Below are 23,413 nucleotides of genomic sequence, written 5' to 3'. Positions count from 1 at the left end.
CCGTCGGTGGGCAGATGGGGTGATTATGGCCACACCCCCCGACAGACCCCGCCGGCCACACGCCGGGAGCCGCCCTCAGCGCCGGACGCGGGGCACGTGGCGCCGGTACGCGCTGACCGTCGGATCACCGTCGAGCCAGAACCGCCAGGGCAGATCGTGCGCGCCGGTCACGCCGACCCGGGGTCCCGCCGCCACCGCCTCGGCCGGCACCGGCCCGATCGGCGGACGCAACCGGACCGGGCCGTCGCCGAGCAGGTACGCGCCGTACGCCGCGCGGTCGATGCCGAGCGTGGCGCAGAGCCGGGCCGGGCCCCGGGCCAGGTCCACGTCCCGCCGTACCGCCGGCCGGCGGGCCCGCGCGGCGTCCAGGCCCTCGACCACCTCACCGGCGCGCAGCAGCACGGCGGCGGCCTCCCCCTCGAACCCGGTGACCACGTTCATGCACCAGTGCATGCCGTAGGTGAAGTAGACGTAGGCGTGCCCGGCGGGACCGAACATCACGACGTTGCGCGCGGTGCGGCCCCGGTGGGCGTGCGAGGCCGGGTCACCGGCCGTGCCGGCGTACGCCTCGACCTCGGTGATCCGGACGGTGACCCCGCCGGCGGACAGCCGGCAGCCCAGCAGGCCCCGCGCGGCCGGCAGCAGTGGACCCGCGAGCAGGTCCGCGAGCGCGCTGAGGTCCGGGTTGGCGGCGTGATCATCCGGAAGGACGTCCATGCCCGAACGGTACCCAGGCCACATCCTGGTCATCCCGTCGCCGAGCTTCAACAATCTGTTGACAATGCTGCGTTGATGGGGTGTGCTCGGAGCATGACGACCGAGGAGCTGTTCAGCGCGCCCGACCCGGCCCGGGCCCGCGCCCACCGCACCCACGAGGCGCTGCAACGCATCAGCGAACGCCACGCGGGCTCCGATGCCCGGCGGGGACGCTGGGCCCACCCGTACGTGCTGGACCCGTGGGAGGCGGTGGCCCTGGTCACCGCCCTCGCCGCCGGCGGCGCGGAGCGGGAGCCCACCGAGGAACCGGTGGACGCCGCCGACCTCACCGCCGCACTGACCCTGCTGCCGCACGTGCGCGCCGAGCTGGACGCCCTGGAGGCCGGGCTGCTGACGCTGGCCCGCGACCGGGGGCTGACCTGGCAGTCCATCGCGTACGGGCTGGGACTGGGCAGCGCGCAGGCCGCCCGCCAACGCTACGAACGGGTGGCCGCCCGCTCCGCTGAGCCAACACCCAACCCGCAAGGGGCGCCCGAATCACCAGGCCACGCCCGAACAGCGAAGTAATGGCCGCGACGCAACCGAGCCAGAACAACCCGCGCCGCCCCGTCGATCGGCAACCACCCCGCGATCTTGCACTTTCTGTCGCGGCACAAGGGGCATACCTCACGATTCGGTGACCGAAAGTGCAAGATCGGCGAGGGCGTGCTTGCGGGCGCCCGGGCGGGCAGACTGTGCGCACGACGAGGAGGCACCCATGGACCGCGCGGAGATGCTGACGTACTGCCTGGCGAAGCCGGGAGCGTGGCTGGACCGGCCGTGGGAGGGCGACGAGGTGGTGAAGGTGGGCAGCCGGATCTTCGCGTTCCTCGGCAACGGCGACGGAAAACCCACGGTTGGCATCAAGTGCGGCCAGACCCGGGAGATCGCCGACGAGTGGCTGCACCGCCACCCCGACGACGCTCGCCCGATGGCCTACATCGGCCGGTCCGGCTGGAACACGCTGCGCCTCGACGGCGGGATCGACGGCGACGAGCTGACCGAGGCGGTCGACGCGTCGTACGACATGGTGGTGGCGAAGCTCCCCAAGCGGGAGCGCCCGACGGCCTGAACCGACAGTGGCGCCGGCGGCTGGCGCCGACGCCACGGCGACCTCAGCGGGGTACGACCCGCTCGGTGGCCCACTCCCGCCAGCCGGCCAGCCGGTCCGCCGCGGCGGCGAGCTGGTCGGCGACCGGGCCGGGACCGGTCGAGCCGGGGGTGGTCCGGGCCGCGAGCGCCGACCGCACCGACAGCACGTCGCGCACCGACGGGTCGAGGTGTTCGCTGACCGCGGCCAGGTCGGCGTCGGAGACGTCCTCCAACTCGCACTCGCGGGCCGCGCAGAGCGCCACCAGCCGGCCGGTGATCTCGTGCGCGTCGCGGAACGGCACGTTGCGCCGGACCAGCCAGTCGGCGACCTCGGTCGCGAGGGAGAAGCCGACCGGGGCGGCGGCGACGAGGCGGTCCACCCGGACCGTCATCGTGGAGATCATCCCCGCCAGGGCCGGCAGCAGCAGCTCCAGGGTGTCGACCGCGTCGAACGCGGGCTCCTTGTCCTCCTGCATGTCCCGGTCGTACGTCATCGGCAGGCCCTTGAGCATGGTCAGCACCGTCATCAGGCCGCCGACCAGTCGCCCGGACTTGCCCCGGGCCAGCTCGGCGATGTCCGCGTTCTTCTTCTGCGGCATGATCGACGAACCGGTCGCGAAGGCGTCGTCCAGCTCCACCCAACCGAACTCGTGCGAGGTCCAGAGCACCACCTCCTCGCCGAGACGGGACAGGTGCACCCCGATCAGCGCGGTGGTGAACAGGAACTCCGCGACGAAGTCCCGGTCGGCGACCGCGTCCATCGAGTTGGCGAACGACGTCCGGAAGCCCAGCTCCTTGGCCACCGCCACCGGGTCCAACGGAAGCCCGGACCCGGCGAGCGCGCCCGCGCCGAGCGGACTGATCGCCGCCCGGTGGTCCCAGTCGCGCAGCCGCTCCAGGTCCCGCAGCAGCGGCTGCACGTGGGCGAGCAGCCAGTGCCCGAAGGTGACCGGCTGGGCGTGCTGCAGGTGGGTCATGCCGGGCGCGGCGGTGTCGATGTGCCGCTCGGCCTGCTCGACCAACGCCTCGGCCAGCTCGACGAGGCGACTGGCCACCCCCCGCGCGTGGTCGCGCAGGTAGAGCCGCAGGTCCGTGGCGACCTGGTCGTTGCGGGACCGGCCGGCGCGCAGCTTGCCGCCGAGGCTGCCCAGGCGCTCCAACAGGCCCCGCTCCAGCGCGGTGTGCACGTCCTCGTCGTCGACCGTGGGCCGGAACGCCCCCGAGGCGCAGGCCGCCTCCAGGTCGTCCAGGGCCGCCAGGATCCGGCCCAGCTCCTCCGGGTCGAGCAGGCCGGCGCCGGCCAGGACCCGGGCGTGCGCCCGGGAACCAGCGATGTCGTACGGGGCCAGGCGCCAGTCGAACTGCACGCTCACCGACAGTCGGGCGAGCGCCTCCGCGGGGCCGCCGGCGAACCGGCCACCCCACAGGCTCGTCCGGTTGGTGCCGGCGCTGTTCTCGGTGAGGCTCTTGTCGTCCACGCCGCCCATTGTGGTCCCCATGGTCGTCAGCCACCCAGCCGGGCGTCGCGGGCCGCGGACATCCGACTCGGAAGGCCCCACAGCTGCACGAAGCCCTTCGCGAGGGTCTGGTCGAAGGTGTCGCCGGTGTCGTAGGTGGCCAGCCCGAAGTCGTACAGGCCCTCGTCGGAGCGCCGGCCGGTGACGGTGGCCCGGCCGCCGTGCAGCGTCAGCCGCACCTCGCCGCTCACGTGCCGCTGCGCGTCGTCGATGAACGCGTCCAGCGAGCCCTTCAACGGCGAGAACCACAGGCCGTCGTACACCAGCTCACCCCAGCGCTGGTCCACGCTCTTCTTGAACCGGGCCAGGTCCCGCTCGACGGTCACCGCCTCCAGCTCCTGATGGGCGGTGATCAGCGCGATCGCGCCGGGCGCCTCGTACACCTCGCGGCTCTTGATGCCGACGAGGCGGTCCTCGACCATGTCGAGCCGGCCCACGCCCTGGGCGCCCGCGCGCCGGTTCAGCTCCAGGATCGCCTGGTACGGGGTGACTGTCTCACCGTCGATCGCCACCGGCACCCCGCCGTCGAAGGTGATCACGATCTCGTCGGCGTCGCGGGGCTCCGCCGGGTCGGCGGTGTACGAGTAGAGGTCCTCGATCGGGGCGTTCCAGATGTCCTCCAGGAAACCCGTCTCCACGGCGCGGCCCCACAGGTTCTGGTCGATCGAGTACGGGGACTTCGCCGACACGTCGATCGGCAGCCCCTTCTCCTCGGCGAACGCGATCGCCTTGTCCCGCGTCCAGGCGAAGTCGCGGGCCGGGGCGATGATCTTCAGCTCGGGGGCGAGCGCGCCCAGGCCCACCTCGAACCGGACCTGGTCGTTGCCCTTGCCGGTGCACCCGTGCGAGACGATCGTCCCGCCGTGCTTGCGCGCCGCCGCCACCAGATGCTTGACGATCAGCGGCCGGGACAGCGCCGACACCAGCGGGTAGCGGTCCATGTAGAGGGCGTTCGCCCGGATCGCCGGCACGCAGTAGTCCGCGGCGAACTCGTCCCGCGCGTCGACGACCTCGGACTCGGCGGCGCCGCAGTCCAGGGCGCGCTGCCGGATCGCGTCGAGGTCCTCACCGCCCTGCCCGACGTCGACCGCCACCGCGATCACCTCGGCGCCGGTCTGCTCGGCCAGATAGGGAATCGCCACGGAGGTGTCCAACCCCCCGGAGTACGCGAGGACGACCCGCTCGGTCATGACGTGGTGTTCCCTTCAACGGTGTCGTCCCGGCGGGCCCAGCCGGCGAGCTTGTCACCGAGCGCGGCCCCGCCGACGGCCTCGCGGGCCACGACGAGGATGGTGTCGTCGCCGGCGATGGTGCCGACGATCTCGGGCAGGCCCGCCCGGTCCAACGCGCTGGCCAGGTACTGGGCCGCGCCCGGCGGGGTTCGCAGCACGGCGATGTTGCCGCTGGCGTCCACCCCGTTGAGCAGTTCGCGCAGCAACCGCACCAGCCGGGCCGGCGCCGCCTCGGCGTCGCGCAGCGGCCGCTTTCCGTCCTCGGGGATCAGGTAGACGGCCGGGCCGTCGCCGCCGCGCACCTTGACCGCGCCCAGCTCCTCCAGATCGCGCGAGAGGGTGGCCTGGGTGACCCCGACGCCGTCGGCGGCGAGCAGATCGGCCAGCTCGGTCTGCGAGCGCACCGGCCGGTCCCGGATCAGCTCCACGATCCGGGCGTGCCGGGCGGCGCGGGTCAGCGGGGCGGTCATCGCTGCTCCCCCGACGCCGCGAGCAGGAACGTCAGCAGCGCCTTCTGGGCGTGCAGCCGGTTCTCCGCCTGGTCGAAGACCGCGCTCTGCGGGCCGTCCAGCACCTCGTCGGTGATCTCCTCACCACGGTGGGCGGGCAGACAGTGCAGCACTATCGCGTCCGGTGCGGCCTGGCCGAGCAGTTCCTTGTTGACCTGGTACGGCAGGAACGGGGTGACCCGGTCCAGTCCGTCGGCCTCCTGGCCCATCGACGTCCACGTGTCGGTGGCCAGCACGTCGGCGTCGCGGACCGCCTGGGCCGGGTCGGTCAGCACCCGTACCGAGCCGCCCGTGCCGGCGGCGATCCCGGCGGCCTGCCGCACCACCGCCTCGTCCGGCGCGAACCCGGCCGGGCCGGCGATCCGCACGTGCATCCCGGCCGTCGCACCGGCCAGCAAGTACGACTGCGCCATGTTGTTGGCGCCGTCGCCCACGTAGGTGAGGGTGCGCCCGGCCGTGCCACCGCACCGCTCGGCGATGGTGAGCAGGTCGGCCAGCAGCTGGCAGGGGTGGAAACCGTCGGTGAGCGCGTTGATCACCGGGACGCTCGCGCCGCTCGCCACCTCGGCGATCCGGTCGTCGCCGTGCGTGCGCAGGACGATCGCCGCGACGTAGCGCGACAGCACCCGGCCCGCGTCGGCGAGCGTCTCGCCCCGACCGAAGTGGGTGACCTGGGTGTCCACGACCAGGGGATGCCCGCCCAGCTCGGCGATGCCGGCGTCGAACGAGATCCGGGTCCGCAGGCTCTGCTTGTCGAACAGCACCGCCACCGAGCGGGGGCCGGCCAGCGGCTGGTGGCCGAAGCGGTCGGCCTTCATCCGCGCCGCCAGGTCGAGCACGCTGGACTGCTCGGCGGGCGAGAGGTCGTCGTCGCGCAGAAAATGCCTGATCATGCGGTCGTCCCCGTCGTGATGGTGGTCGGCGTCGTGGAGGTGGCCAGCGTCGTCGTGGTGGCCGGCGTCGTGGAGGTCGGCGTCGTGTCGGTGCCGGCGGCCGTCGCGTCCAGGGCCGCCGGGAGCGCGGCGAGGAAGGCGTCGACCTGGGCGGCGGTGAGGATCAGCGGCGGAGCGAGCCGGAGTACGCCCGGCTGCACCGCGTTGACCAGGAAACCGGCGTCGCGCAGTGTCTCGGCGAGCACCGGCCCCACCGGCGCGGTGAGGGTCACGCCGAGCAGCAGCCCGGCCCCGCGTACGCCGTCGATCAGCGGATGGCCCAGCGCCTCGACGCCCCGACGCAGCCGTTCGCCGACGCGCTTGACGTGGTCCAGCAGCCCCTCGTTGGCGATCGTGGCCACCACGGCGAGCGCGGCGGCGCAGCTCACCGGGTTGCCGCCGAAGGTGGTGCCGTGCGAGCCGGGGGTGAGCAGGTCGGCGGCACGGCCGAAGGCCAGCGTCGCACCGAGCGGCAGCCCGCCACCCAACCCCTTGGCCAGGGTCACCACATCGGGCTCCACGCCCTCGGCCTGGTGGGCGAACCAGTGCCCGGTGCGGCCGATGCCGGTCTGCACCTCGTCGAGCACCAGCAGCGCGCCGTGCCGGTCGGTGATCCGCCGCGCCGCCGACAGGTAGCCGGCCGGCGGGACGACCACGCCGTTCTCGCCCTGGATGGGCTCCAGGATGACCATGGCGGTGGCGTCGGTGACCGCCTCCTCAAGGGCGGCGACGTCGCCGAAGTCGACATGGGTCACCTCGCCGGGCAGCGGCCGGAACGGGTCGGCCTTGGCGGGCTGACCGGTCAGCGCGAGGGCGCCCATGGTGCGACCGTGAAAGGCCCCGTTGGTGGCGACCACGTGGCTGCGCCCGGTGCGCCGGGACAGCTTGAACGCGGCCTCGTTCGCCTCCGCGCCGGAGTTGGCGAAGAAGACCCGGCCGGGCCGGCCGGCGAGCGCCAGCAGCAGCTCCGCGAGGGCGACCGGCGGCTCGGCGATGTAGAGGTTGGAGACGTGCCCGAGCGTCGCGACCTGCCGGGACACCGCCGCCACCACCGCCGGGTGGGCGTGACCGAGGGCGTTGACCGCGATCCCGCCGACCAGGTCCAGGTATTCGCGGCCCGTGTCGTCGACCACCACGGCGCCCGCGCCGGAGACCAGCGCCAGCGGCGGCGTGCCGTAGTTGTCCATCATGGACTGCGTCCACCGTTGCGCCAGACTGCTCATGCCCCGACCATCCCGTCCTGAAGCACCACCATCGTTCCGAACCCTTCCGAGGTGAAGACCTCCAGCAGCGTGGAGTGCGCCACCCGGCCGTCGACGACGTGCGCGGCGGGCACACCCCCACGCACCGCCCGCAGACAGGCCTCCATCTTGGGCACCATCCCCGACTCGAGACTGGGCAGCAGCTTCGCCAGGTCGTCCGCGGTGATCTCGGAGACCAGGCTGGTGGTGTCCGGCCAGTCCGCGTACAGGCCGGCCACGTCGGTGAGCACGACCAGCTTGCGGGCCCGCAACGCGACGGCGAGGGCGGCGGCGGCGGTGTCCGCGTTGAGGTTGTGCAGGACCCCGTCCGCGTCCGGCGCGACGGTGGAGATCACCGGGATCCGGCCGGCGTCGATGAGGTCGGTCACCGCGGACACGTCCACCGACTCGACGTCGCCGACCTGGCCGACGTCGACCGGCAGCCCGTCCACGTACGCCGGGCGGCGCACCGCCGTGAACAGCCGCGCGTCCTCGCCGGAGAGCCCGACGGCGAACGGACCGTGCGAGTTGATCAGCCCGACCAGCTCCCGGCCCACCTGCCCGACCAGCACCATCCGGACCACGTCCATCGCCTCGGCGGTCGTCACCCGCAGGCCGCCCCGGAACTCGCTGGCGATGCCGAGCCGGCCCAGCATGGCCGAGATCTGCGGACCGCCGCCGTGCACCACGACGGGCTTGAGACCGGCGTAGCGCAGGAACACCATGTCGGCCGCGAACGCCCGTTGCAGCGCCGGCTCGGTCATGGCGTTGCCGCCGTACTTGACCACCACTGTGGAACCGGAGAACCGCGCCAACCAGGGCAGCGCCTCGATCAGCGTCTCCGCCTTGCCCTGGGCGCGTGTGAGATCACCGCTGAGGCTCATGTTGAGTACGCCGAGTTCTCGTGCACGTACGCGTGGGACAGGTCGTTGGTCCAGATCGTCGCCGTCGCGTCGCCGGCGTGCAGGTCGATGCGGATCGTCACGTCCCGCCCGGTGAGGTCGACCTTCGAGCGGTCCTCGGCGGCGGCGCCACTGCGGCACACCCACACCCCGTTGACCGCGACGTCCACCTCGTCCGGCTCGAACGCGGCGGCGGTGGTGCCCACGGCGGCGAGGATCCGGCCCCAGTTGGGGTCGTTGCCGAACAGCGCGGTCTTGACCAGGTTGTTGCGGGCCACCGAGCGGCCGACCTCGACCGCGTCGTCCTCGTCGGCGGCGCCGACCACGTCGATGGCGACCTGCTTGGTGGCGCCCTCGGCGTCGGCGATGAGCTGCTGGGCAAGGTCGTGGCAGGCCGTCGTGACCGCAGCGGCCAACTCGGCCGGGGTGGGCTCGATGCCGCTCGCGCCACTGGACAGCAGCAGCACCGTGTCGTTGGTGGACATGCAACCGTCGGAGTCGACCCGGTCGAAGGTCACCCGGGTGGCCGCGCGCAGTGCCTCGTCCAGCGCCGCCGGCCCGGCCACCGCGTCGGTGGTGAGCACGCAGAGCATGGTGGCCATCCCCGGCGCGAGCATCCCGGCGCCCTTGGCCATCCCGCCTACCGTCCAACCGCTGCCCCGCGCCACAGTGGTCTTCGGCCGGGTGTCGGTGGTCATGATCGCTTCGGCGGCCGCCGGACCGCCGTCGCGCGACAGACCCCGGATGGCCGTACGGACCCCGGGCAGCAGCTTCGACATCGGCAACCGCTCACCGATCAGGCCGGTGGAGCAGACCGCCACCTCACCGGCGCCCAGGAGCAACCGTGGGCTGACCGCGCTCAACGCGGAGGCGGTGTGCTCGGCCGTGGCGTGCGTGTCCTGGAAGCCGGCCGGGCCGGTGCAGGCGTTGGCGCCACCGGAGTTGAGCACCACCGCCCGGACGACACCGCCCTGCACGACCTGCTGGCTCCAGCGCACTGGAGCGGCCTTGACCCGGTTGGTGGTGAAGACACCGGCGACACCGGCGTCCGGGCCGTCGTTGACCACCAGGGCGACGTCCGCGCCACCGCCGGACTTCAGACCGGCGGCCACCCCGGCCGCCCGGAAACCCCGAGGGGTCGTGACACTCACGGCGCCTGCCTTTCCGTCGCGACTGCTGCACCCCTCGCGCTCACGGGCTCACTCCCCAGATCGACAGGCCCGTCGTCTCCGGCAGGCCGAGCATCAGGTTGGCGTTCTGCACGGCCTGGCCGGCCGCGCCCTTACCGAGGTTGTCCAGTGCGCTGAGCACGATCAGGCGACCCGAGTCGACGTCGACGGTGGCCTGCAGGTGGCACGAGTTGGAACCCAGCGTGGCGGCGGTGTGCGGCCAGCGCCCCTCCGCCAGCACGTGCACGAACGGCGCGTCCGCGTACGCCCGCGCCAGCACCTGCTGCGGGTCGACGCCGCGGGCCGGCACGGCGGTGACCGTGGCCAGGATGCCGCGCGGCATCGGCGCGAGGACCGGGGTGAACGACAGGCCGGTCGCCCCGGACGCCTGCTTGATCTCGGGCACGTGCTGGTGGGTGCCGACCCGGTACGGCGACAGGTCGCCCTGCACCTCGCTGGCCAGCAGGTGCGGCTTCGCCGCCCGGCCCGCGCCGGAGGTGCCCGAGGCGGCGACCACCACGACGTCGGCGGGGCTGGCCGCGCCGTCGGCGATCAGCGGCGCGAGCGCCAGGGTGATCGCGGCGGCGTAGCAGCCGGTGTTCGCCACCCGGGTCGAGCCGGCGATCAGCTCCCGCTGGCCGGGCAGCTCGGGCAGCCCGTAGGTCCACTGCCCGGCGTGGGTGCCGCCGTAGTACTGCGCCCAGGCGTAGGGGTCGGCCAGCCGGTGGTCGGCGCCCAGGTCGACGATGCGTACCTCGGGCGGCAGTTGGGCCGCGAGGGCCGCCGACTGGCCGTGCGGCAGCGCCAGGAAGACCAGGTCGGCGTCGGCCAGGGTCGCCGGGTCGGTCTCGCCGAGCACCAGGTCGAGCCCGGTGAGCTGCGGGTGGACCACGTCGACGCGGTGCCCGGCCTGGCTGTGCGCGGTGGCGGCGACCAGGTCGAACTCCGGGTGCCCGGCGATCAGGCGCAGCAGCTCGCCTCCGGCGTACCCGCTCGCTCCGGCGACCGCGACTCGGATCCCCATACTCACCTCCGCATGACTATGCAGGAAAGATTAACAAGGACGACTCATGAGTGCAAGTTCATGCAGAGTAGTGCATGCTAATGAACAGAGGGACCCCTGCTTCCGGCTCCTTCGGGCCACCGGCAGAGCCGGACCGGCGCACCGGGGGTGCCATAGCCGGTCGCGCTCCTGGGCGCCCACCCTCTGCACAGCGAGCAGGTCCGGCGTGGAATGGCAACGGAACGGGCGGAGGCTCCCGTAGTCGCCACGGATTGCACGTCGACTTCCCCTCTCACCCTTTCCGGCCGTATAAGGCATTTACCACCATCGACGCCGAGCCTCGGAATCGACCGTCCACAACAGCCGAAAACAGACCGGCCACTCCAACCACTCAGACTCACCTTAAACGCTCAGGTGACAAACATTCCGCAACCTCGGAGAAACCCATTGCCGGTCGTCGGTCAAAGACGATAAACAGTCACCAGGCATTGACATCGGTCGTGTCGCCGGGCAGGCTTTGCAAATCGATGGCTCCCTTCACTCCGCAGGGCTCTTATCGTCCGCCCGCGGCGGATTGCGGCCGTTTCCCGATGGATCGGAGAGCTGATGCGCGTCGCCCTTCTCACCACGACGCAGCATGGTCATCTCAACCCGTACATTCCGGTGGTCAACGCCCTCCGAGCCGCCGGAAGCGAGGTCACGCTGTTGTTGCTGTCCGCCGACGGGGGCGTGCTCGACGAGCAACGCCGCCAAGCCCTCGGCACGGCGCGGGTCCACCTGATCGGGCAGGTCGAGATGGGGCCGTGGAGCGGCGATCCGGCGAACATCGGCCCGATGCTCCAGGCGTCACCGGTGGCAAAACAGACGACTGAAGCGCTGCGCGCGACGGCAGCGGATTTCGTGCTCGTCGACTCGCTACCGGTCACCGCATCGGCCATGGTCGGCACCGAGGCTTCCGGAATCCCGTACGGAATGATCTGGGCAAACCTGGGGGGAGTGTGCCCGCGCGAGCACCGACGGGGCCGCTGGGCGTACGACGAGCAGGTCGGCGAGTATCTGACCCGGCACGGGGTGGGGTGGTCGACCCGGACCCATTCGGCGCGTTCACCGATTCTCAATCTGATGCCGACGATTCCCGCCCTCGTCGGGGCCGACGCGGTCACTGACGACGGTGTGCGGCTGGTGGGACTGCCGGGTGCGGCGGGGACGCGCGGCGACGAGGTCGACTTCCCGGCGCTGGATCGGATCGACCCCGACCGACCGCTGGTGTACGTGTCCTTCGGCACGATCTTCTACCGGCGGCCGGACCTGCTGCGCATGGTCGTCACCGGCGCGGCGGCGACCGGCGCGCAGGTGATCGCCGCGGTGGGCGATCTCGCCGCGGAACTCGCCCTGCCCGACGACGTGCTCACCGCTGGATATCTGCCGCAACGTGAGGTGCTGGAACGCGCCGACGTCTTCGTCACCCACGGCGGTTACAACTCCGTGGCGGAGTCGATCCGGGCGGCCACACCGATGCTGGTGATCCCGCTGGCCGTGGACCAGCCGATTCAGGCGTACTTCGTGGAGAGGGCGGGCTTCGGGACGGCGCTGGAGCCGGCCGCTGTCACCGCGCAGGCGGTCGCCGGCGCGGTCACCGACCTGCTCGATCCGGCCCGGGGCTACCGGGCGCGGCTGCGCGCCGCGCAGCCGGAGTGCGGCGATTCCGCGGTACGGACGGCGGAGCTGGTCGTCGGCACGGTCAGGACGCTACGGCGAGAGGACGTGCGGTGAGTACCGAACTGCGGTGGCCGGTGGGCGACCCGATCGTGCTCGACGATCGCGAGCGCCTCTCGTTCCGGGTGGATCGCCGCGCCTACACCGACGACGACCTGGCCGAACGGGAGATGACCAGGATCTTCGACCGTTGCTGGTTGTACGTCGGGCACGAGTCGGAGGTTCCCGCGCCGGGTTCCTACGTCGCGCGTGACGTCGGCGGGCGTCCGGTGGTCATGGCGCGCGGATCCGACGGGGTGATCCGGGTGTTCGCGAACAGCTGCCCGCACCGGGGGGCGCTGATCTGCTCGCAGCCGGCCGGGCGGGCCAGGTCGTTCCGGTGCCCGTACCACGACTGGACGTTCTCCAACCGGGGCGACCTGGTCGGGGTTCCGATCCCGGACGGGTACGGGCCGAGCTTCCGCAAGGCCGACTTCGGCCTCGCGCAGCACCGCAGCGACAGTTACCGCGGCTTCGTGTTCGTCACCTTCGACCCCCGACAGCCGCGCACCCTGACCGAGTACCTGGCGGGCGCGACGGAGTACCTCGATCTGATCGACGACCAGTCCGAGGTCGGGATGGAGGTGATCCAGGGCGCGCAACTGCACGGGGCGCGGGCGAACTGGAAGCTCATGATGGAGAACAGCGTCGACATCTACCACTTCCGGGCCCTGCACAAGCGTTACGTCGGCTACATGGAGTCGCTGGGATCGGTGCCGCCGCGACGTCGGGGCGGCTTCGGCCGCGCGCTCGGGTGGGGCCACGGCGCCAACGAGCTACCGCCGGCGGCGGCCCGCCCGCTCGCGTACTGGACGCCGATGTTCGGCGCCGAGGTCCGGCCACGGATCGAGGCGACCGCCGCACGGTTCGTCGACCGGTTCGGGGCCGAACGCGCCGAGCGGATCACCGGCACCAACCGCGCGCTGCTGATCTTCCCCAATCTGATGATCATCGACGCGATCGCGATCACCATTCGCAAGATCGACCCGATCGGCGCCGGCCAGATGGCCATCACCTCGGTCGCCCTGGCCCCCAAGGACGAGGATCCGGACATCCGGGAGCTCCGCAAGAGTCACTACCTGACGTTCCTCGGCCCCGCCGGCTTCGCCACCCCCGACGACATCGAGATCATCGAATCGTGTCAGCGGGGCTATCTCAACCGCGCGGTCCGCTACTCGGACCTGTCCCGCGGCATGAACAAGGCCGTCCCGGAGACGACCGACGAGCTTCCGGCCCGTGAGTTCTGGCGGCAGTGGGACCGGCTGATGTACGGCGACGACGAGCACCCCGAGGTCGTTCAGCGGGTGGAGCGGCAAGGGGCGGAGGTGCGATGACCATCGAGCTGACGGTCGACGACACGGCCCAGGTGCGGTTGTGGCACCGGGTGAGCCAGTTCCTCTTCCGCGAGGCGCGGCTGCTCGACGAGTGGCGCCTGCTCGAGTGGTACGACGAGATGCTGACCGACGACATCCGCTACGCGGTGCCCGCCACCGACGTACGCGACGAGGCCGACGCGCTCGGGCTCATCGACGACGACGCCGCCCGGCTGCGCCAGCGGGTCGAACAGCTCCTCGCCGGTGAGGTGTGGTGCGAGAACCCCCGCTCGCGGACGCATCGGATGATCAGCAACGTGGAGGTGCTGATCGATCGGGGCACGCACCTCGACGTGGTGGCGAATGTCGTCGTCCACCGGTTCGGGCACCGGCGCTCCGACGTGTACGTCGGGAAGTACCGGTTCGCGCTCGTCGTCGACGGGGAGTCGTTCCGGATCCGGAGACGGGTCGTGGTGCTCGACCACGAGACGTTGGTCGAGCATGGAAAGCTCAGCATCATCCTGTGACCGGCCTGTGAAGGCGGCCGGCATCGGCAGCGCCCCACCCGTCGCCGCCCCACCGGGTCTCCCGCGCGAGGTCTACGTCCTCAGCGTCGTCGGCGGGTGCGTCATGCTCGGCCTGGGGCTGGTGCTCCCGGTGCTTCCGGTGTATGCGGCGACGTTCGGGGCCGGGCCCACCCGGATCGGACTACTCGTCGCCCTGTTCGCGATGATGCGGCTGGTCACCAGCCCGTTCTGCGGCCGGCTGGCGGTTCGGTTCGGGGAGCGGCGGGTCCTGGTCGCCGGCCTGCTGCTCTGTGCGCTCTCCTCGGCCCTGACGGCGTTCGCCGGGTCCTACGGGCAGCTACTCGTGTTCCGCGGGCTCGGCGGCGCCGGCTCGGTGCTGTTCTCGGTGTCCGCGCTGGCGATGCTCCTGGCCGTCGCGCCGCCCGACCAGCGGGGCCGGGCCAGCGCCGTGTTCGAGGCGGGCTTTCTGCTCGGCGGGATCTGCGGACCGGCGCTCGGCGGGCTCCTCGCGCTCGTCGCCCTGTCCACGCCGTTCGTGGCGTACGCGGCGCTGTTGCTGGGCGCCGCGGTGCTGACCCTGGCGGTGCTCGACACCGGCCGGAGCACCGGGGCGGAGCCCGGCCGTACGGTGGTCGAACTGCCGGTCCTGTTGCGGGATCGACGCTACCTGGTGGCCTGCCTCGCCGCGCTGGCGCAGGGGTGGGTCCTGTTCGGGCTGCGCAGCGCGCTGGTCCCTGTGGTGGTGGTGGCCTGGCTGCATGACGTGGCATGGGTCGGATGGGCGTTCACCATCTCCGCCGTCGTCCAGGCGTTGCTGATCGTGCCGGCCGGCCGGCTCGTCGACCGGGCCGGCCGCCGGCCCGCCATGATCGCCGGCACCGGTGTGGCCGCGGCGGCGATCACCGCCCTGGCGTTCGTGGACCGGTACGCCTGGCTCGTCGCCCTGCTGTGCGTGTACGCGGCGGGATCGGCGCTGCTCAACGCCGCGCCGGCCACGCTGGTCGGTGATGTGATCGCCGGCCGGGCCGGCAGTGGCGTCGCCGCCTTCTCGATGTGCACCGACGTCGGCGCCGTGGTCGGACCGGTGGTCGTGGGGCTCGTCGCCGAGCGGGTCGGTGTTCCGGCCGCCTTCGCCAGCGGCGCGGCGCTGCTGGCCGTCGCCTTCGTGGCGTCGTGCACGTTGACAACCGCTCGACCATCCGAAGGAGTTGATCGATGAATCAGCCGTCGACCCGACACCAGCGTGGTGAGGCCATGTTTCAGCAGGTCTTCGGCCGCGAACCGCGCCCGGGTTCCGATCCGGAGTTTCTGCGGATCACTGTCGACCACCTGTTCGGTGAGATCTGGACGCGCCCGCACCTGAGCGTCGAGGAGCGCGAACTCGTCGCGTTGACAGCGGTCACGCTGGCACGGACCGACTGGGAGTTGCGCGGCCACATCGGTGCCGCCCTCCACCTCGGGATGTCACGGGAGAAGATCGTCGAAGTCATCATCCAGCTCGCCTACTACGGTGGCTGGCCGGTCGCGAACAACGGGCTGCGCGTCGCCCGGGAGGTCTTCGCCGAGCTGGATGGCGACATCGGGAAGGAAGCGGACGATGACGACAGGTGAGCCGTCTCCCCTCGACCCGGCCGAGAAGATCGACCTGTGGCGCCAACGGTTTTTCGAGGCCCAGGCGGCGGCGGAGGAGTTCATCCTGGGCGAGCACGGCGAAGCGGGCTTGGCCGCGTGGATCCGGGCGAACTCCCGGATAACCGCGGAGCTGCTGCGGGCGCAACGGCCCGCCGGGGTGTCCGCCACCGACCATTTCATGACCCGGCTCCAACGTCAGCTGCTGCTGTACGACTCGGCGGTGACCAGTGAGCCGCAGCCCTCGGGCACCGTGCTGCGCAACGCCAACTGCGGGATCCTCCGCTACCGCAGGCGGGCCGCCCGCGCCGGTGTCGTCCTGACCTTTTCGTCACCGTGCCCGTACTGCCAGGAACTCAACACCGCCATCGCCGCCCGCTACGTGGAACCGGACGTCACGGTTTCGTGCGACCAGGCGGGCGACGGGTGCACGTGGCGCGCGGAATCTCCTCACGCGGCGGGAGAGGGCACGACAGGGTCACCGCACCGCGGACGTGACGGGGGCTGAACCAACGGCAGCGCCGGGCGCTCGTCGCCCGGCGACCGGCTGCCGGCGAGCGACATGCCGAGTTGCCGGCCCACTGCCACACACAGGTCGAACGCCGCGGTGCGGGTCAGGTCGGGGTGATCGTTCTGGGTGAAGCAGGCCGAGGCGACGTTCTTGTTCCGTAGCCGCAGATACCACGGGAACAGCGAGCCCAGGGCGGGCTCGGTCAGCATCGTGCGCGAATGGACGATGGTCCCGACCAGCAGGTTGCCGAGCGGACGGTGCCGGGCGTTCATGGAGCTCTTCAGGCGTTCCTGGAAGATCTTCAGCACCGCGGGCACGTTCCCCGCGTACACCGGCATGGCGAGCAGCATCCCCCGCGCGCCCTCGGCCAGCTCGACGACCCGTTCGAAGTCGTCGTCGATTGTGCACCGGCCCACCTCGGGGTCGAGGCAGGTGTCCTCGCCCTCACACATCGCGATGCGGTGGTCGATCAACCGGATCCGCTGGATCTGCGCGTCGTCGATCTCCCGAACGACGCCGGTGACCGCCGCCTCGAGCAGCGCGTCGGTCATCGACGGCAGACGCTTCTGGGTGCAGGACAACGCAACGATCTTCATTCGAGGGGCCTCCCCGGTCCGCTGGACGTCACTCGGCACGGGCCGCCGGACGAAGCCCGGGTGGCCGCACCCGGATACGGAATTGACGATTGTCGAAGCATAGCGGCACGCCACCGGATCCCCCGGGCGCCTGCACCTCCACCTACCGGCTGTCGAACAGCCGCAGCCCTGCCCGAAAAAGGCCCCGACCCGGTGTGAACCACCAGGTCAGGGCCTTGATCGTTGGTGCGCCGGCAGAGCGGTCGCGGTGTGGGGACGGGGCCGATCCCGTTACGCGCCGCGCAACGTCGCGCCGAGGCGCTCCGCCGCGACGGCGACCGCCGCGTCCCGTGCCGCGACCGCCTCCTCGACGGTCAGCGTCCGGTCCGGCGCCCGGAACGTCAGCTTGTACGCCAGTGACCGGCGACCCTCGCCGAGCTGCGCGCCGGAGTACACGTCGAACAGCCGGACGTCCTCCAGCAGCTCACCGGCGCCCGCCTCCAGCGCCCGACGCACCTGCTCCGCCGGCACCGAGTCGTCCACCACCAGGGCCACGTCGATCAACGCGGGCGGGAAGCCGGACACCGTCGGCGCGGGCGTCACCGGGGTCGGCGGCAGCGCGTCGAGGTCGAGTTCCAGCGCGCAGGTGCGCCGGGGCAGCTCCAGCGCAGCCACCACCGTCGGGTGCAGCTCGCCGGCGTGCCCGATGACCGCGTCGTCGACGCGCACCTCGGCGCAGCGGCCGGGGTGCCACGGCGCGTACTCGGCCGCCCGCACCTCGACCCGCTCGCCGGTGACACCTGCGGCGTCGAGCACGTCGCGGGCCGTCTCGATGGCGTCCGCCCAGCCGGCCGGTCGACCCGCGCCCCACCAGCCGGCGGGGTCGAGGTCACCGGTGAGCACCGCCGCGACGTGCACCGGCTGCGCCGGCACCACCGCGTCGGCGGCGGCGAACTCCGCGTCGGTCGGGCGGCGGTCCACCCCCATGGCGGGCGGGCTGCCGGCGCCGAGGCGTGGGTGGAAGACCGCGCCGATCTCGTAGAGGGCGAGGTCGCGGTGACCCCGGCCGAGGTTGCGCTTGAGGATGCCGAGCAGCGGGCCGAGCAGCGTGGTGCGCAGCAGCGGCTCCTCCTCGGACAGCGGGTTGGCCAGGCGCACCGCGGGCCGGCGGCTGTCGTCGGTCGGCAGGCCGAGCTGGTCGGCCAGTTCCGGCGACACGAACGGGTGCGCGAGCACCTCGACGTACCCCCGCTCGGCCAGCGAATTGGCGACGGCCCGGCGGCGACGCTGGCGCGGGGTCAGGCCGCGACCGGGGGGCGCGGTGGGCAGCACCGACGGCACCCGGTCGTACCCGTCGAGCCGCACGACCTCCTCGACCAGGTCGGCCGGGTCGGTCAGGTCGGGTCGCCAGGTCGGCGGGGTGACGCTCAGCGCCACCTGCGCGCCGCTGGCCACGCCCACGGCGCCCGGGTCCTCGGACAACCGGTCCGCGCCCTGCGCGACGGTGCAGCCGACCCGCTCCAGCAGGGCGACGACCCGCGCCGGCGGGTACTCGACGCCGACCCGCCGGGTCGGCAGGTCCGCCGGCAGGGTGATCGGGGTACGCGGCCGGACGTGGTCGATGTCCAGGATCTCGGCGCTCGGCGTGCCGCCGCCGTGTTCGGTGAGCAGCCGCACGGCACGTTCCAGCGCGACAAGCGCCACGGCCGGGTCGACGCCCCGCTCCCAGCGCTTCGCGGCCTCGCTGAACAGCTTGTGCCGGCGGGCGGTGCGCCCGACCATCGCCGGGTCCCAGTGGGCGGCCTCGAAGAGCACGTTCGTGGTCACGCCGGTGTCGACCTCGCTGGTCTCGCCACCCATCACCGCGGCGAGGGAGATCGGGCCGGTGTCGTCGCAGATCACCATGTCGTCGGCGGTGAGCACCCGGTTGACCCCGTCCAGGGTGGTCAGCTTCTCCCCCGCCTCGGCGCGGCGGACCACCAGCGGTCCGGCGATCCGGTCGGCGTCGAACGCGTGCATCGGCTGGCCCAGCTCCAGCATCACGTAGTTGGTGATGTCGACGGGCAGCGAGATGCTGCGGATGCCGGCGGTGACGAGGCGCTGAGCCATCCAGGACGGGGTGGGCGCGTTCGGGTCGACGCCGCGGACCAGGCGGGCGGTGTACCGGTCGCAGCCGACCGTGTCGCGGACCTCGACCGGGTACGCCGGCGTCGGCGTGCCGCCCGGCGCGGGCGCCATCCCCGGGTCGTGCAGCGGCACGTCGAAGGCGTGCGACAGCTCCCGGGCCAGGCCGCGCAGGCTCAGCGCGTACCCCCGGTCCGGGGTGATCTCCAGCTCGAACACGACGTCGTCGAGCCCCACGACGGGCCGCGCGTCGTCGCCGGGCTTGGCGGACCCGTCCGGCGGCAGCACGATGATGCCCGAGTGGTCGTCGCCCAGGCCCAGCTCCTTCGCCGAGCAGATCATGCCGGCCGAGTTGTGCCCGTACGTCTTGCGGGCGCCGATCGCGAACCCACCGGGCAGCACACCGCCGGGCAGGATCACCACCACCCGGTCACCGACGGCGAAGTTGCGCGCCCCACAGACGATCTCCTGCGGCTCGCCGGTGCCGTTGGCGGCGCCCACGTCCACCCGGCAGAAGCGGATCGGCTTCTTGAAGCCGGTCAGCTCCTCGATCTCACGCACCTCGCCGACGACGAGCTGGCCGGTGACGCTCTCACGCAGGTCCACCACGGACTCGACCTCGATGCCGAGGTCGACCAGGGCCTGCTCCAGGTCACCGGTGGGCAGGTCGGCGGGGAGGTCGACGTACTCCCGCAGCCAACTGACAGAAACTCGCATGACTTCAGACCACCGTTCCCGTGTCTCGTACCCGCATCGCCTACGCCCCGGTCCCGAGCGCGCGGCTGAACCGCACGTCGCCCTCGAAGAGATGGCGGATGTCGCTGACCCCGTGCCGGACCATCAGGGTCCGGTCGATGCCCATGCCGAAGGCGAATCCGGAGTAGACCTCCGGGTCCACGCCGCAGGCGCGCAGCACCCGCGGGTTGACCATGCCGCAGCCACCCCACTCGACCCACTGCGGGCCGTCGCGGTGCTCCGGGAACCACACGTCGAACTCCGCCGACGGCTCGGTGAACGGGAAGTAGTGCGGCCGCCACCGGGTCTTCGCCTCCGGCCCGAACATCGCCCGCGCGAAGTGGTCCAGCGTGCCCCGCAGGTGCGCCATCGTGATGCCCTTGTCGACCACCAGACCCTCGGCCTGGTGGAACACCGGGCTGTGGGTGGCGTCGATCTCGTCGGTGCGGTAGACGCGGCCGGGCACGATCACGTAGATCGGTGGCTTGCGGCTGAGCATGGTGCGGGTCTGCACCGTCGACGTGTGCGTTCGTAGCACCAGGCCGGAGCCCTCCGGTGCGATGTGGAACGTGTCCATCAGCCCGCGTGCCGGGTGGTCGGCGGGGATGTTCAACGCGTCGAAGTTGACCCACTCCAGGTCGACCTCGGGCCCCTCGGCCACCTCGTAGCCCATCCCGACGAACAGGTCGCTGATCGACTCCATCAGGACGCTCAGCGGGTGTCGGGCGCCTCGCGGACGCCTGTTGAAGGGCAGCGTGACGTCCACCCGCTCCTCGACGAGCACCCGCTCGGCCTGCTCGCGCTCCACCACCTCGGCGCGGTCGGCGTACGCGGCTTCGATCGCCCGGCGGGCCTCGTTGACCCGCTTACCGGCGTCGGACTTCGCGGCCGGCGGCAGCGCGCCGATCTCGCGGCGCGCGAGGGAGACCGGTGACCGGTCCCCCAGGTGCACCGACCGCAGCGCGGTCAGCGCGTCCGGGTCGGCGGCGGCCGTGAACGCCTTCGTGGCGTCGGCGACGGCCTCGGCCAGGGCGGCCGGGTCGAGCAGGGCGACCTGCTTCGGGTCGTACGGATCGTTGCGGTAGCTCATGGCGTACGGGCACTCCCTCACGGCGGCGCCAGCCCTTGACGGGCGGCTAGGCGAGTCTACGGACGCGCGGCTGTGCCGCAGCCCGCCGGTAGGAGTTGCGCAGGGAGCAGGTCAGGCCCGCCGCCCGCCGACACCGGCGGGCTGGCTAAACGAACGCCGTGTCGCGTTCATGGGCGGATGCTCTCCCCTGCTGTCAGTCGCGCCGACGTGGTCACCGTCAGCGCTGCGCTCTCGCTGAAGCGTACAGGCAGACCGCCGCGGCGGCAGCCAGGTTGAGGCTCTCCGCGCGCCCGTACAGCGGCACCCGCACCGTGGTGTCGGCGGCGGCGGTCAACTCCTCGGGCAGGCCGTGCGCCTCCGAGCCGAACAACCACGCGGTGGGCGCGACAAGCCGGCCGTAGTCGGTCAGGTCGTCCAGGTCGTCGTCGCCGTACCCCGTGGTGGCGAAGATCGACAGCCCGGCGGCGCGCAGCGCGTCGACCACCGCGACCGGGTCGGGCGCGCGGACCACGTCGACGTGGAAGAGGCTGCCGGCCGAGGCCCGCACGCACTTGCCGTTGTACGGGTCGACGGCGTCTCCGGCGAAGACCACCGCACCCGCGCCGGCGGCGTCGGCGGTGCGCAGCACCGTGCCGGCGTTGCCCGGGTCGCGGATCTCGGCGAGCACCGCCACCAGCCGGGGGCCGCCGGCGAGGGCCTGCTCCAGCGGCACGTCCAGGTGCCGGCAGACGGCGACCAGCCCCTGCGGGGCGACGGTCTCGGCGAGCGCGGCGAGCGCGTCGTCGGTCACCTCGGAGACCGGCACGTCGGCGCGGGCCGCCGTCGCGGCCAGCTCCGGGTGCCGGTCCAGCGCGGCGGGCGTACCGAACAGCTCGGTGACCACGCCCGGCCGGGCCAGGGCCTCGCGGACCGCCTGCGGGCCCTCGGCCAGGAAACGGCCGGCGGCGTCGCGGTCCCGGCGGCGTTGCAGGCGGCGGGCGGCGACAACCCTGGGGGTACGCGGGGTGAAGGCCATGGTGTGTGTTCCTCCGGCACGATTGAGGCGCCCCCCGGACGGCGGTGCCGACGCGGGAGACGCCTCGCTCTGGTGCGTGGGGATCAGGCGGCCTGGGCCGCCGCGCCGCCGGTGCCCTCGGCCGCGACCGCGGCCCGGGCCAGCTCGACGATCGCCGCGAAGGAGGCGGCGTCGTTGACGGCCATGTCGGCCAGGATCTTGCGGTCAACCTCGATGCCGGCCAGACGCAGGCCCTGGATCAGACGGTTGTAGGTCATCCCGTTGGCCCGGGCGCCCGCGTTGATCCGCTGAATCCACAGCTGCCGGAAGTCGCCCTTGCGGTCGCGACGGTCCCGGTAGGCGTACTGCATCGAGTGCAGCACCTGCTCCTTGGCCTTGCGGTACAGGCGGGAGCGCTGACCGCGGTAACCGCTCGCGGTCTCCAGCAGGGTACGACGCTTCTTCTGGGCGTTTACAGCCCGCTTGACGCGTGCCATCTCAACTCCTTCTTACGTAAAGGTGGCGCGCGTCAGCGGCCGAGCAGCTTCTTGATGCGCTTGACGTCGGCCTTGGCCAGCACGACCGTGCCGGTCAGCCGGCGGGTCTGGGTGGAGGGCTTCTTCTCCAGGTTGTGGCGGAGGCCGGCCTGCTGGGCAACGATCTTGCCCTTGCCGGTCACCTTGACCCGCTTACCCATACCCGTGTGGCTCTTCATCTTCGGCATGTGGAACGTCTTCTCCCCTGTTACTCGCCGCTGGTGTCGGCGGCGAGGCCGGTGTCACCGGCTGCTGCGGTCTCGCTGACCGCCGCGGTCTCATCGGCTTCCGGAGTGGCGGACTCGTCCGCTGCCCGGTCCCGAGGTCCGCCGCGAGACGCCGTAGCGGCGACCGCGGAGGCCTTGACGGCCCGATGCGGGGCGAGAACCATGATCATGTTTCGACCGTCCTGCTTCGGAGCGGCCTCGACGTATCCCAGTTCCGTGATCTCGGATTCGAGCCGGCGCAGGAGCCGGTAACCCAGCTCCGGGCGGCTCTGCTCGCGACCGCGGAACATGATCGTCACCTTGACCTTGTCGCCCGCCTTGAGGAACCGCACCACGTGACCCTTCTTGGTCTCGTAGTCGTGCGGGTCGATCTTCGGCCGAAGCTTCATTTCCTTGATGACGGTCTGCTGCTGATTACGCCGCGCTTCGCGCGCCTTGAGTGCGCTCTCGTACTTGAACTTGCCGAAGTCCATGAGCTTGCACACCGGCGGGCGCGCCATCGGCGCAACCTCGACCAGGTCCAGATCGACGTCCGCGGCCAGCTGAAGAGCGCGCTCCAGCGGGACGATGCCCACCTGCTCACCCTCTGGGCCGACCAGTCGGACCTCACGTGCCCGGATCTGCTCGTTCACGCGTGGTTCGACGCTGATGGGGCCTCCTCGAGTCGTTTCTGCTCAGTTGCCGACCCCTGCGGCCCCCGGGTGGGGGTCATCCTGGAAAGCAGAAGGCCCCGGCATATGCCAGGGCCCGCTCGACCGGTCGGCACGATCACAGGATCGCGCATCCGACGCCGGGACATGCCCGGAATCGGGGACCGGACCCGGCCACCGTGGCGGCGACTCGGGTGGGAGCAGGCGCTCCGCTTTCAAGGCTGTCTGCTCGCATGCGGAGACAGCCTGGTCGACTCGACAACAGTACACCGCCGCCTCGCTCGCCCCCAAACCGGGCACCACCCCAGGTCAACGGCACGCCGGCACCCACCGAGGCGCGGCCCGGCGCGGTGCGGCCCGGCGCGGTGCGGCCCGGTGCGGCCCGGCGCGGCCC

24 protein-coding genes are annotated in these 23,413 nt (G+C 72.2%); 8 read left to right on the top strand and 16 right to left on the bottom strand.

Annotated elements, in window-relative coordinates:
• Window positions 1-75: 75 nt before the first annotated feature.
• The gene (locus B0E54_RS26360; protein WP_234588817.1) at window positions 76-717 is read right to left on the bottom strand and encodes a DNA-3-methyladenine glycosylase; all 642 of its coding nucleotides are present in this window, start codon (window positions 715-717) and stop codon (window positions 76-78) included.
• Between the two features lie 93 nt (window positions 718-810).
• On the opposite strand from B0E54_RS26360, the gene B0E54_RS26355 reads away from it, so the two are divergent.
• Complete coding sequence (locus B0E54_RS26355; protein ID WP_234588816.1) at window positions 811-1,284, top strand: DNA-binding protein; 474 nt, start codon at window positions 811-813, stop codon at window positions 1,282-1,284.
• Window positions 1,285-1,474: 190 nt separating this feature from the next.
• Entirely contained in the window at window positions 1,475-1,828 is a 354-nt protein-coding gene (locus B0E54_RS26350; protein WP_234588815.1) for an MmcQ/YjbR family DNA-binding protein, read from the top strand.
• A gap of 43 nt (window positions 1,829-1,871) precedes the next feature.
• Here B0E54_RS26350 and argH read toward each other — a convergent pair whose 3' ends face one another.
• From argH to argC, 8 genes are read right to left on the bottom strand one after another with little or no spacing between them, the layout of a single operon-like run.
• Entirely contained in the window at window positions 1,872-3,335 is a 1,464-nt protein-coding gene (gene argH / locus B0E54_RS26345) for an argininosuccinate lyase (protein WP_234588829.1), read from the bottom strand.
• A gap of 17 nt (window positions 3,336-3,352) precedes the next feature.
• Window positions 3,353-4,555 carry an argininosuccinate synthase gene (locus tag B0E54_RS26340; RefSeq protein ID WP_234588814.1) on the bottom strand — a complete coding sequence of 401 codons (1,203 nt, stop codon included), beginning with the start codon at window positions 4,553-4,555 and terminating at the stop codon, window positions 3,353-3,355.
• Complete coding sequence (locus B0E54_RS26335; RefSeq protein WP_234588813.1) at window positions 4,552-5,067, bottom strand: arginine repressor; 516 nt, start codon at window positions 5,065-5,067, stop codon at window positions 4,552-4,554. The genes B0E54_RS26340 and B0E54_RS26335 overlap by 4 nt, the downstream gene beginning before the upstream one ends.
• Window positions 5,064-5,999 (bottom strand): ornithine carbamoyltransferase, encoded by a 936-nt coding sequence (argF, locus tag B0E54_RS26330; protein ID WP_234588812.1) that lies wholly within the window; start codon window positions 5,997-5,999, stop codon window positions 5,064-5,066. Before argF ends, B0E54_RS26335 begins: the two co-directional genes overlap by 4 nt.
• On the bottom strand, window positions 5,996-7,261 hold the full coding sequence (locus tag B0E54_RS26325) for an acetylornithine transaminase (protein WP_234588811.1): 1,266 nt from the start codon (window positions 7,259-7,261) through the stop codon (window positions 5,996-5,998). Before B0E54_RS26325 ends, argF begins: the two co-directional genes overlap by 4 nt.
• Complete coding sequence (argB, locus tag B0E54_RS26320; protein ID WP_234588810.1) at window positions 7,258-8,163, bottom strand: acetylglutamate kinase; 906 nt, start codon at window positions 8,161-8,163, stop codon at window positions 7,258-7,260. The genes B0E54_RS26325 and argB overlap by 4 nt, the downstream gene beginning before the upstream one ends.
• A complete protein-coding gene (argJ, locus tag B0E54_RS26315) occupies window positions 8,160-9,332 on the bottom strand; it encodes a bifunctional glutamate N-acetyltransferase/amino-acid acetyltransferase ArgJ (protein ID WP_234588809.1) in 1,173 nt (390 codons plus the stop codon). The genes argB and argJ overlap by 4 nt, the downstream gene beginning before the upstream one ends.
• 40 nt (window positions 9,333-9,372) lie before the next feature.
• Entirely contained in the window at window positions 9,373-10,374 is a 1,002-nt protein-coding gene (argC, locus tag B0E54_RS26310) for an N-acetyl-gamma-glutamyl-phosphate reductase (RefSeq protein WP_234588808.1), read from the bottom strand.
• Between the two features lie 585 nt (window positions 10,375-10,959).
• On the opposite strand from argC, the gene B0E54_RS26305 reads away from it, so the two are divergent.
• From B0E54_RS26305 to B0E54_RS26280, 6 genes are read left to right on the top strand one after another with little or no spacing between them, the layout of a single operon-like run.
• Entirely contained in the window at window positions 10,960-12,126 is a 1,167-nt protein-coding gene (locus B0E54_RS26305) for a glycosyltransferase (RefSeq protein ID WP_234588807.1), read from the top strand.
• Window positions 12,123-13,442, top strand: a complete 1,320-nt coding sequence (locus B0E54_RS26300) for an aromatic ring-hydroxylating dioxygenase subunit alpha (RefSeq protein WP_234588806.1) — start codon at window positions 12,123-12,125, stop codon at window positions 13,440-13,442. Before B0E54_RS26305 ends, B0E54_RS26300 begins: the two co-directional genes overlap by 4 nt.
• Entirely contained in the window at window positions 13,439-13,948 is a 510-nt protein-coding gene (locus B0E54_RS26295; protein ID WP_234588805.1) for an aromatic-ring-hydroxylating dioxygenase subunit beta, read from the top strand. The genes B0E54_RS26300 and B0E54_RS26295 overlap by 4 nt, the downstream gene beginning before the upstream one ends.
• A 7-nt stretch (window positions 13,949-13,955) precedes the next feature.
• Complete coding sequence (locus B0E54_RS26290) at window positions 13,956-15,167, top strand: MFS transporter (protein WP_234588804.1); 1,212 nt, start codon at window positions 13,956-13,958, stop codon at window positions 15,165-15,167.
• Window positions 15,164-15,559 (top strand): carboxymuconolactone decarboxylase family protein, encoded by a 396-nt coding sequence (locus B0E54_RS26285; RefSeq protein WP_234588803.1) that lies wholly within the window; start codon window positions 15,164-15,166, stop codon window positions 15,557-15,559. The genes B0E54_RS26290 and B0E54_RS26285 overlap by 4 nt, the downstream gene beginning before the upstream one ends.
• Window positions 15,546-16,085 carry a hypothetical protein gene (locus B0E54_RS26280; protein WP_234588801.1) on the top strand — a complete coding sequence of 180 codons (540 nt, stop codon included), beginning with the start codon at window positions 15,546-15,548 and terminating at the stop codon, window positions 16,083-16,085. The genes B0E54_RS26285 and B0E54_RS26280 overlap by 14 nt, the downstream gene beginning before the upstream one ends.
• Here the strand turns inward: B0E54_RS26280 and B0E54_RS26275 are convergent.
• The 7 genes from B0E54_RS26275 to infC all read right to left on the bottom strand — a co-directional run bounded on the left by B0E54_RS26275 (window position 16,028) and on the right by infC (window position 23,001).
• Window positions 16,028-16,684, bottom strand: a complete 657-nt coding sequence (locus B0E54_RS26275) for a flavodoxin family protein (protein ID WP_234588799.1) — start codon at window positions 16,682-16,684, stop codon at window positions 16,028-16,030. The genes B0E54_RS26280 and B0E54_RS26275 overlap by 58 nt on opposite strands.
• Before the next feature lie 270 nt (window positions 16,685-16,954).
• Complete coding sequence (pheT, locus tag B0E54_RS26270) at window positions 16,955-19,504, bottom strand: phenylalanine--tRNA ligase subunit beta (protein WP_234588797.1); 2,550 nt, start codon at window positions 19,502-19,504, stop codon at window positions 16,955-16,957.
• 40 nt (window positions 19,505-19,544) lie between these two features.
• On the bottom strand, window positions 19,545-20,612 hold the full coding sequence (gene pheS / locus B0E54_RS26265; RefSeq protein ID WP_234588795.1) for a phenylalanine--tRNA ligase subunit alpha: 1,068 nt from the start codon (window positions 20,610-20,612) through the stop codon (window positions 19,545-19,547).
• Between the two features lie 217 nt (window positions 20,613-20,829).
• Entirely contained in the window at window positions 20,830-21,627 is a 798-nt protein-coding gene (locus tag B0E54_RS26260) for an RNA methyltransferase (protein WP_234588792.1), read from the bottom strand.
• A gap of 83 nt (window positions 21,628-21,710) precedes the next feature.
• Window positions 21,711-22,103 (bottom strand): 50S ribosomal protein L20, encoded by a 393-nt coding sequence (rplT, locus tag B0E54_RS26255; RefSeq protein ID WP_091087503.1) that lies wholly within the window; start codon window positions 22,101-22,103, stop codon window positions 21,711-21,713.
• 32 nt (window positions 22,104-22,135) lie between these two features.
• Complete coding sequence (rpmI, locus tag B0E54_RS26250) at window positions 22,136-22,330, bottom strand: 50S ribosomal protein L35 (RefSeq protein ID WP_007458415.1); 195 nt, start codon at window positions 22,328-22,330, stop codon at window positions 22,136-22,138.
• Window positions 22,331-22,350: 20 nt separating this feature from the next.
• Window positions 22,351-23,001 (bottom strand): translation initiation factor IF-3, encoded by a 651-nt coding sequence (gene infC / locus B0E54_RS26245; RefSeq protein ID WP_091401946.1) that lies wholly within the window; start codon window positions 22,999-23,001, stop codon window positions 22,351-22,353.
• Window positions 23,002-23,413 lie beyond the last annotated feature (412 nt).

It is taken from the genome of Micromonospora sp. MH99, from assembly GCF_021442385.1.
Classification (GTDB): Bacteria; Actinomycetota; Actinomycetes; order Mycobacteriales; family Micromonosporaceae; genus Micromonospora.
The sequence above is the reverse complement of the archived record's forward strand: the minus strand, read 5'-3'. Positions and strand labels throughout refer to the sequence as shown.

What these genes read in the sequence shown, in the direction of transcription:
- B0E54_RS26360 (WP_234588817.1), bottom strand. Translation starts at nt 717, where the DNA reads ATGGACGTCCTTCCGGATGATCACGCCGCCAACCCGGACCTCAGCGCG.
- B0E54_RS26355 (WP_234588816.1), top strand. Translation starts at nt 811, where the DNA reads ATGACGACCGAGGAGCTGTTCAGCGCGCCCGACCCGGCCCGGGCCCGC.
- B0E54_RS26350 (WP_234588815.1), top strand. Translation starts at nt 1,475, where the DNA reads ATGGACCGCGCGGAGATGCTGACGTACTGCCTGGCGAAGCCGGGAGCG.
- argH (WP_234588829.1), bottom strand. Translation starts at nt 3,335, where the DNA reads ATGGGCGGCGTGGACGACAAGAGCCTCACCGAGAACAGCGCCGGCACC.
- B0E54_RS26340 (WP_234588814.1), bottom strand. Translation starts at nt 4,555, where the DNA reads ATGACCGAGCGGGTCGTCCTCGCGTACTCCGGGGGGTTGGACACCTCC.
- B0E54_RS26335 (WP_234588813.1), bottom strand. Translation starts at nt 5,067, where the DNA reads ATGACCGCCCCGCTGACCCGCGCCGCCCGGCACGCCCGGATCGTGGAG.
- argF (WP_234588812.1), bottom strand. Translation starts at nt 5,999, where the DNA reads ATGATCAGGCATTTTCTGCGCGACGACGACCTCTCGCCCGCCGAGCAG.
- B0E54_RS26325 (WP_234588811.1), bottom strand. Translation starts at nt 7,261, where the DNA reads ATGAGCAGTCTGGCGCAACGGTGGACGCAGTCCATGATGGACAACTAC.
- argB (WP_234588810.1), bottom strand. Translation starts at nt 8,163, where the DNA reads ATGAGCCTCAGCGGTGATCTCACACGCGCCCAGGGCAAGGCGGAGACG.
- argC (WP_234588808.1), bottom strand. Translation starts at nt 10,374, where the DNA reads ATGGGGATCCGAGTCGCGGTCGCCGGAGCGAGCGGGTACGCCGGAGGC.
- B0E54_RS26305 (WP_234588807.1), top strand. Translation starts at nt 10,960, where the DNA reads ATGCGCGTCGCCCTTCTCACCACGACGCAGCATGGTCATCTCAACCCG.
- B0E54_RS26295 (WP_234588805.1), top strand. Translation starts at nt 13,439, where the DNA reads ATGACCATCGAGCTGACGGTCGACGACACGGCCCAGGTGCGGTTGTGG.
- B0E54_RS26285 (WP_234588803.1), top strand. Translation starts at nt 15,164, where the DNA reads ATGAATCAGCCGTCGACCCGACACCAGCGTGGTGAGGCCATGTTTCAG.
- B0E54_RS26280 (WP_234588801.1), top strand. Translation starts at nt 15,546, where the DNA reads ATGACGACAGGTGAGCCGTCTCCCCTCGACCCGGCCGAGAAGATCGAC.
- B0E54_RS26275 (WP_234588799.1), bottom strand. Translation starts at nt 16,684, where the DNA reads ATGAAGATCGTTGCGTTGTCCTGCACCCAGAAGCGTCTGCCGTCGATG.
- pheT (WP_234588797.1), bottom strand. Translation starts at nt 19,504, where the DNA reads ATGCGAGTTTCTGTCAGTTGGCTGCGGGAGTACGTCGACCTCCCCGCC.
- pheS (WP_234588795.1), bottom strand. Translation starts at nt 20,612, where the DNA reads ATGAGCTACCGCAACGATCCGTACGACCCGAAGCAGGTCGCCCTGCTC.
- B0E54_RS26260 (WP_234588792.1), bottom strand. Translation starts at nt 21,627, where the DNA reads ATGGCCTTCACCCCGCGTACCCCCAGGGTTGTCGCCGCCCGCCGCCTG.
- rplT (WP_091087503.1), bottom strand. Translation starts at nt 22,103, where the DNA reads ATGGCACGCGTCAAGCGGGCTGTAAACGCCCAGAAGAAGCGTCGTACC.
- rpmI (WP_007458415.1), bottom strand. Translation starts at nt 22,330, where the DNA reads ATGCCGAAGATGAAGAGCCACACGGGTATGGGTAAGCGGGTCAAGGTG.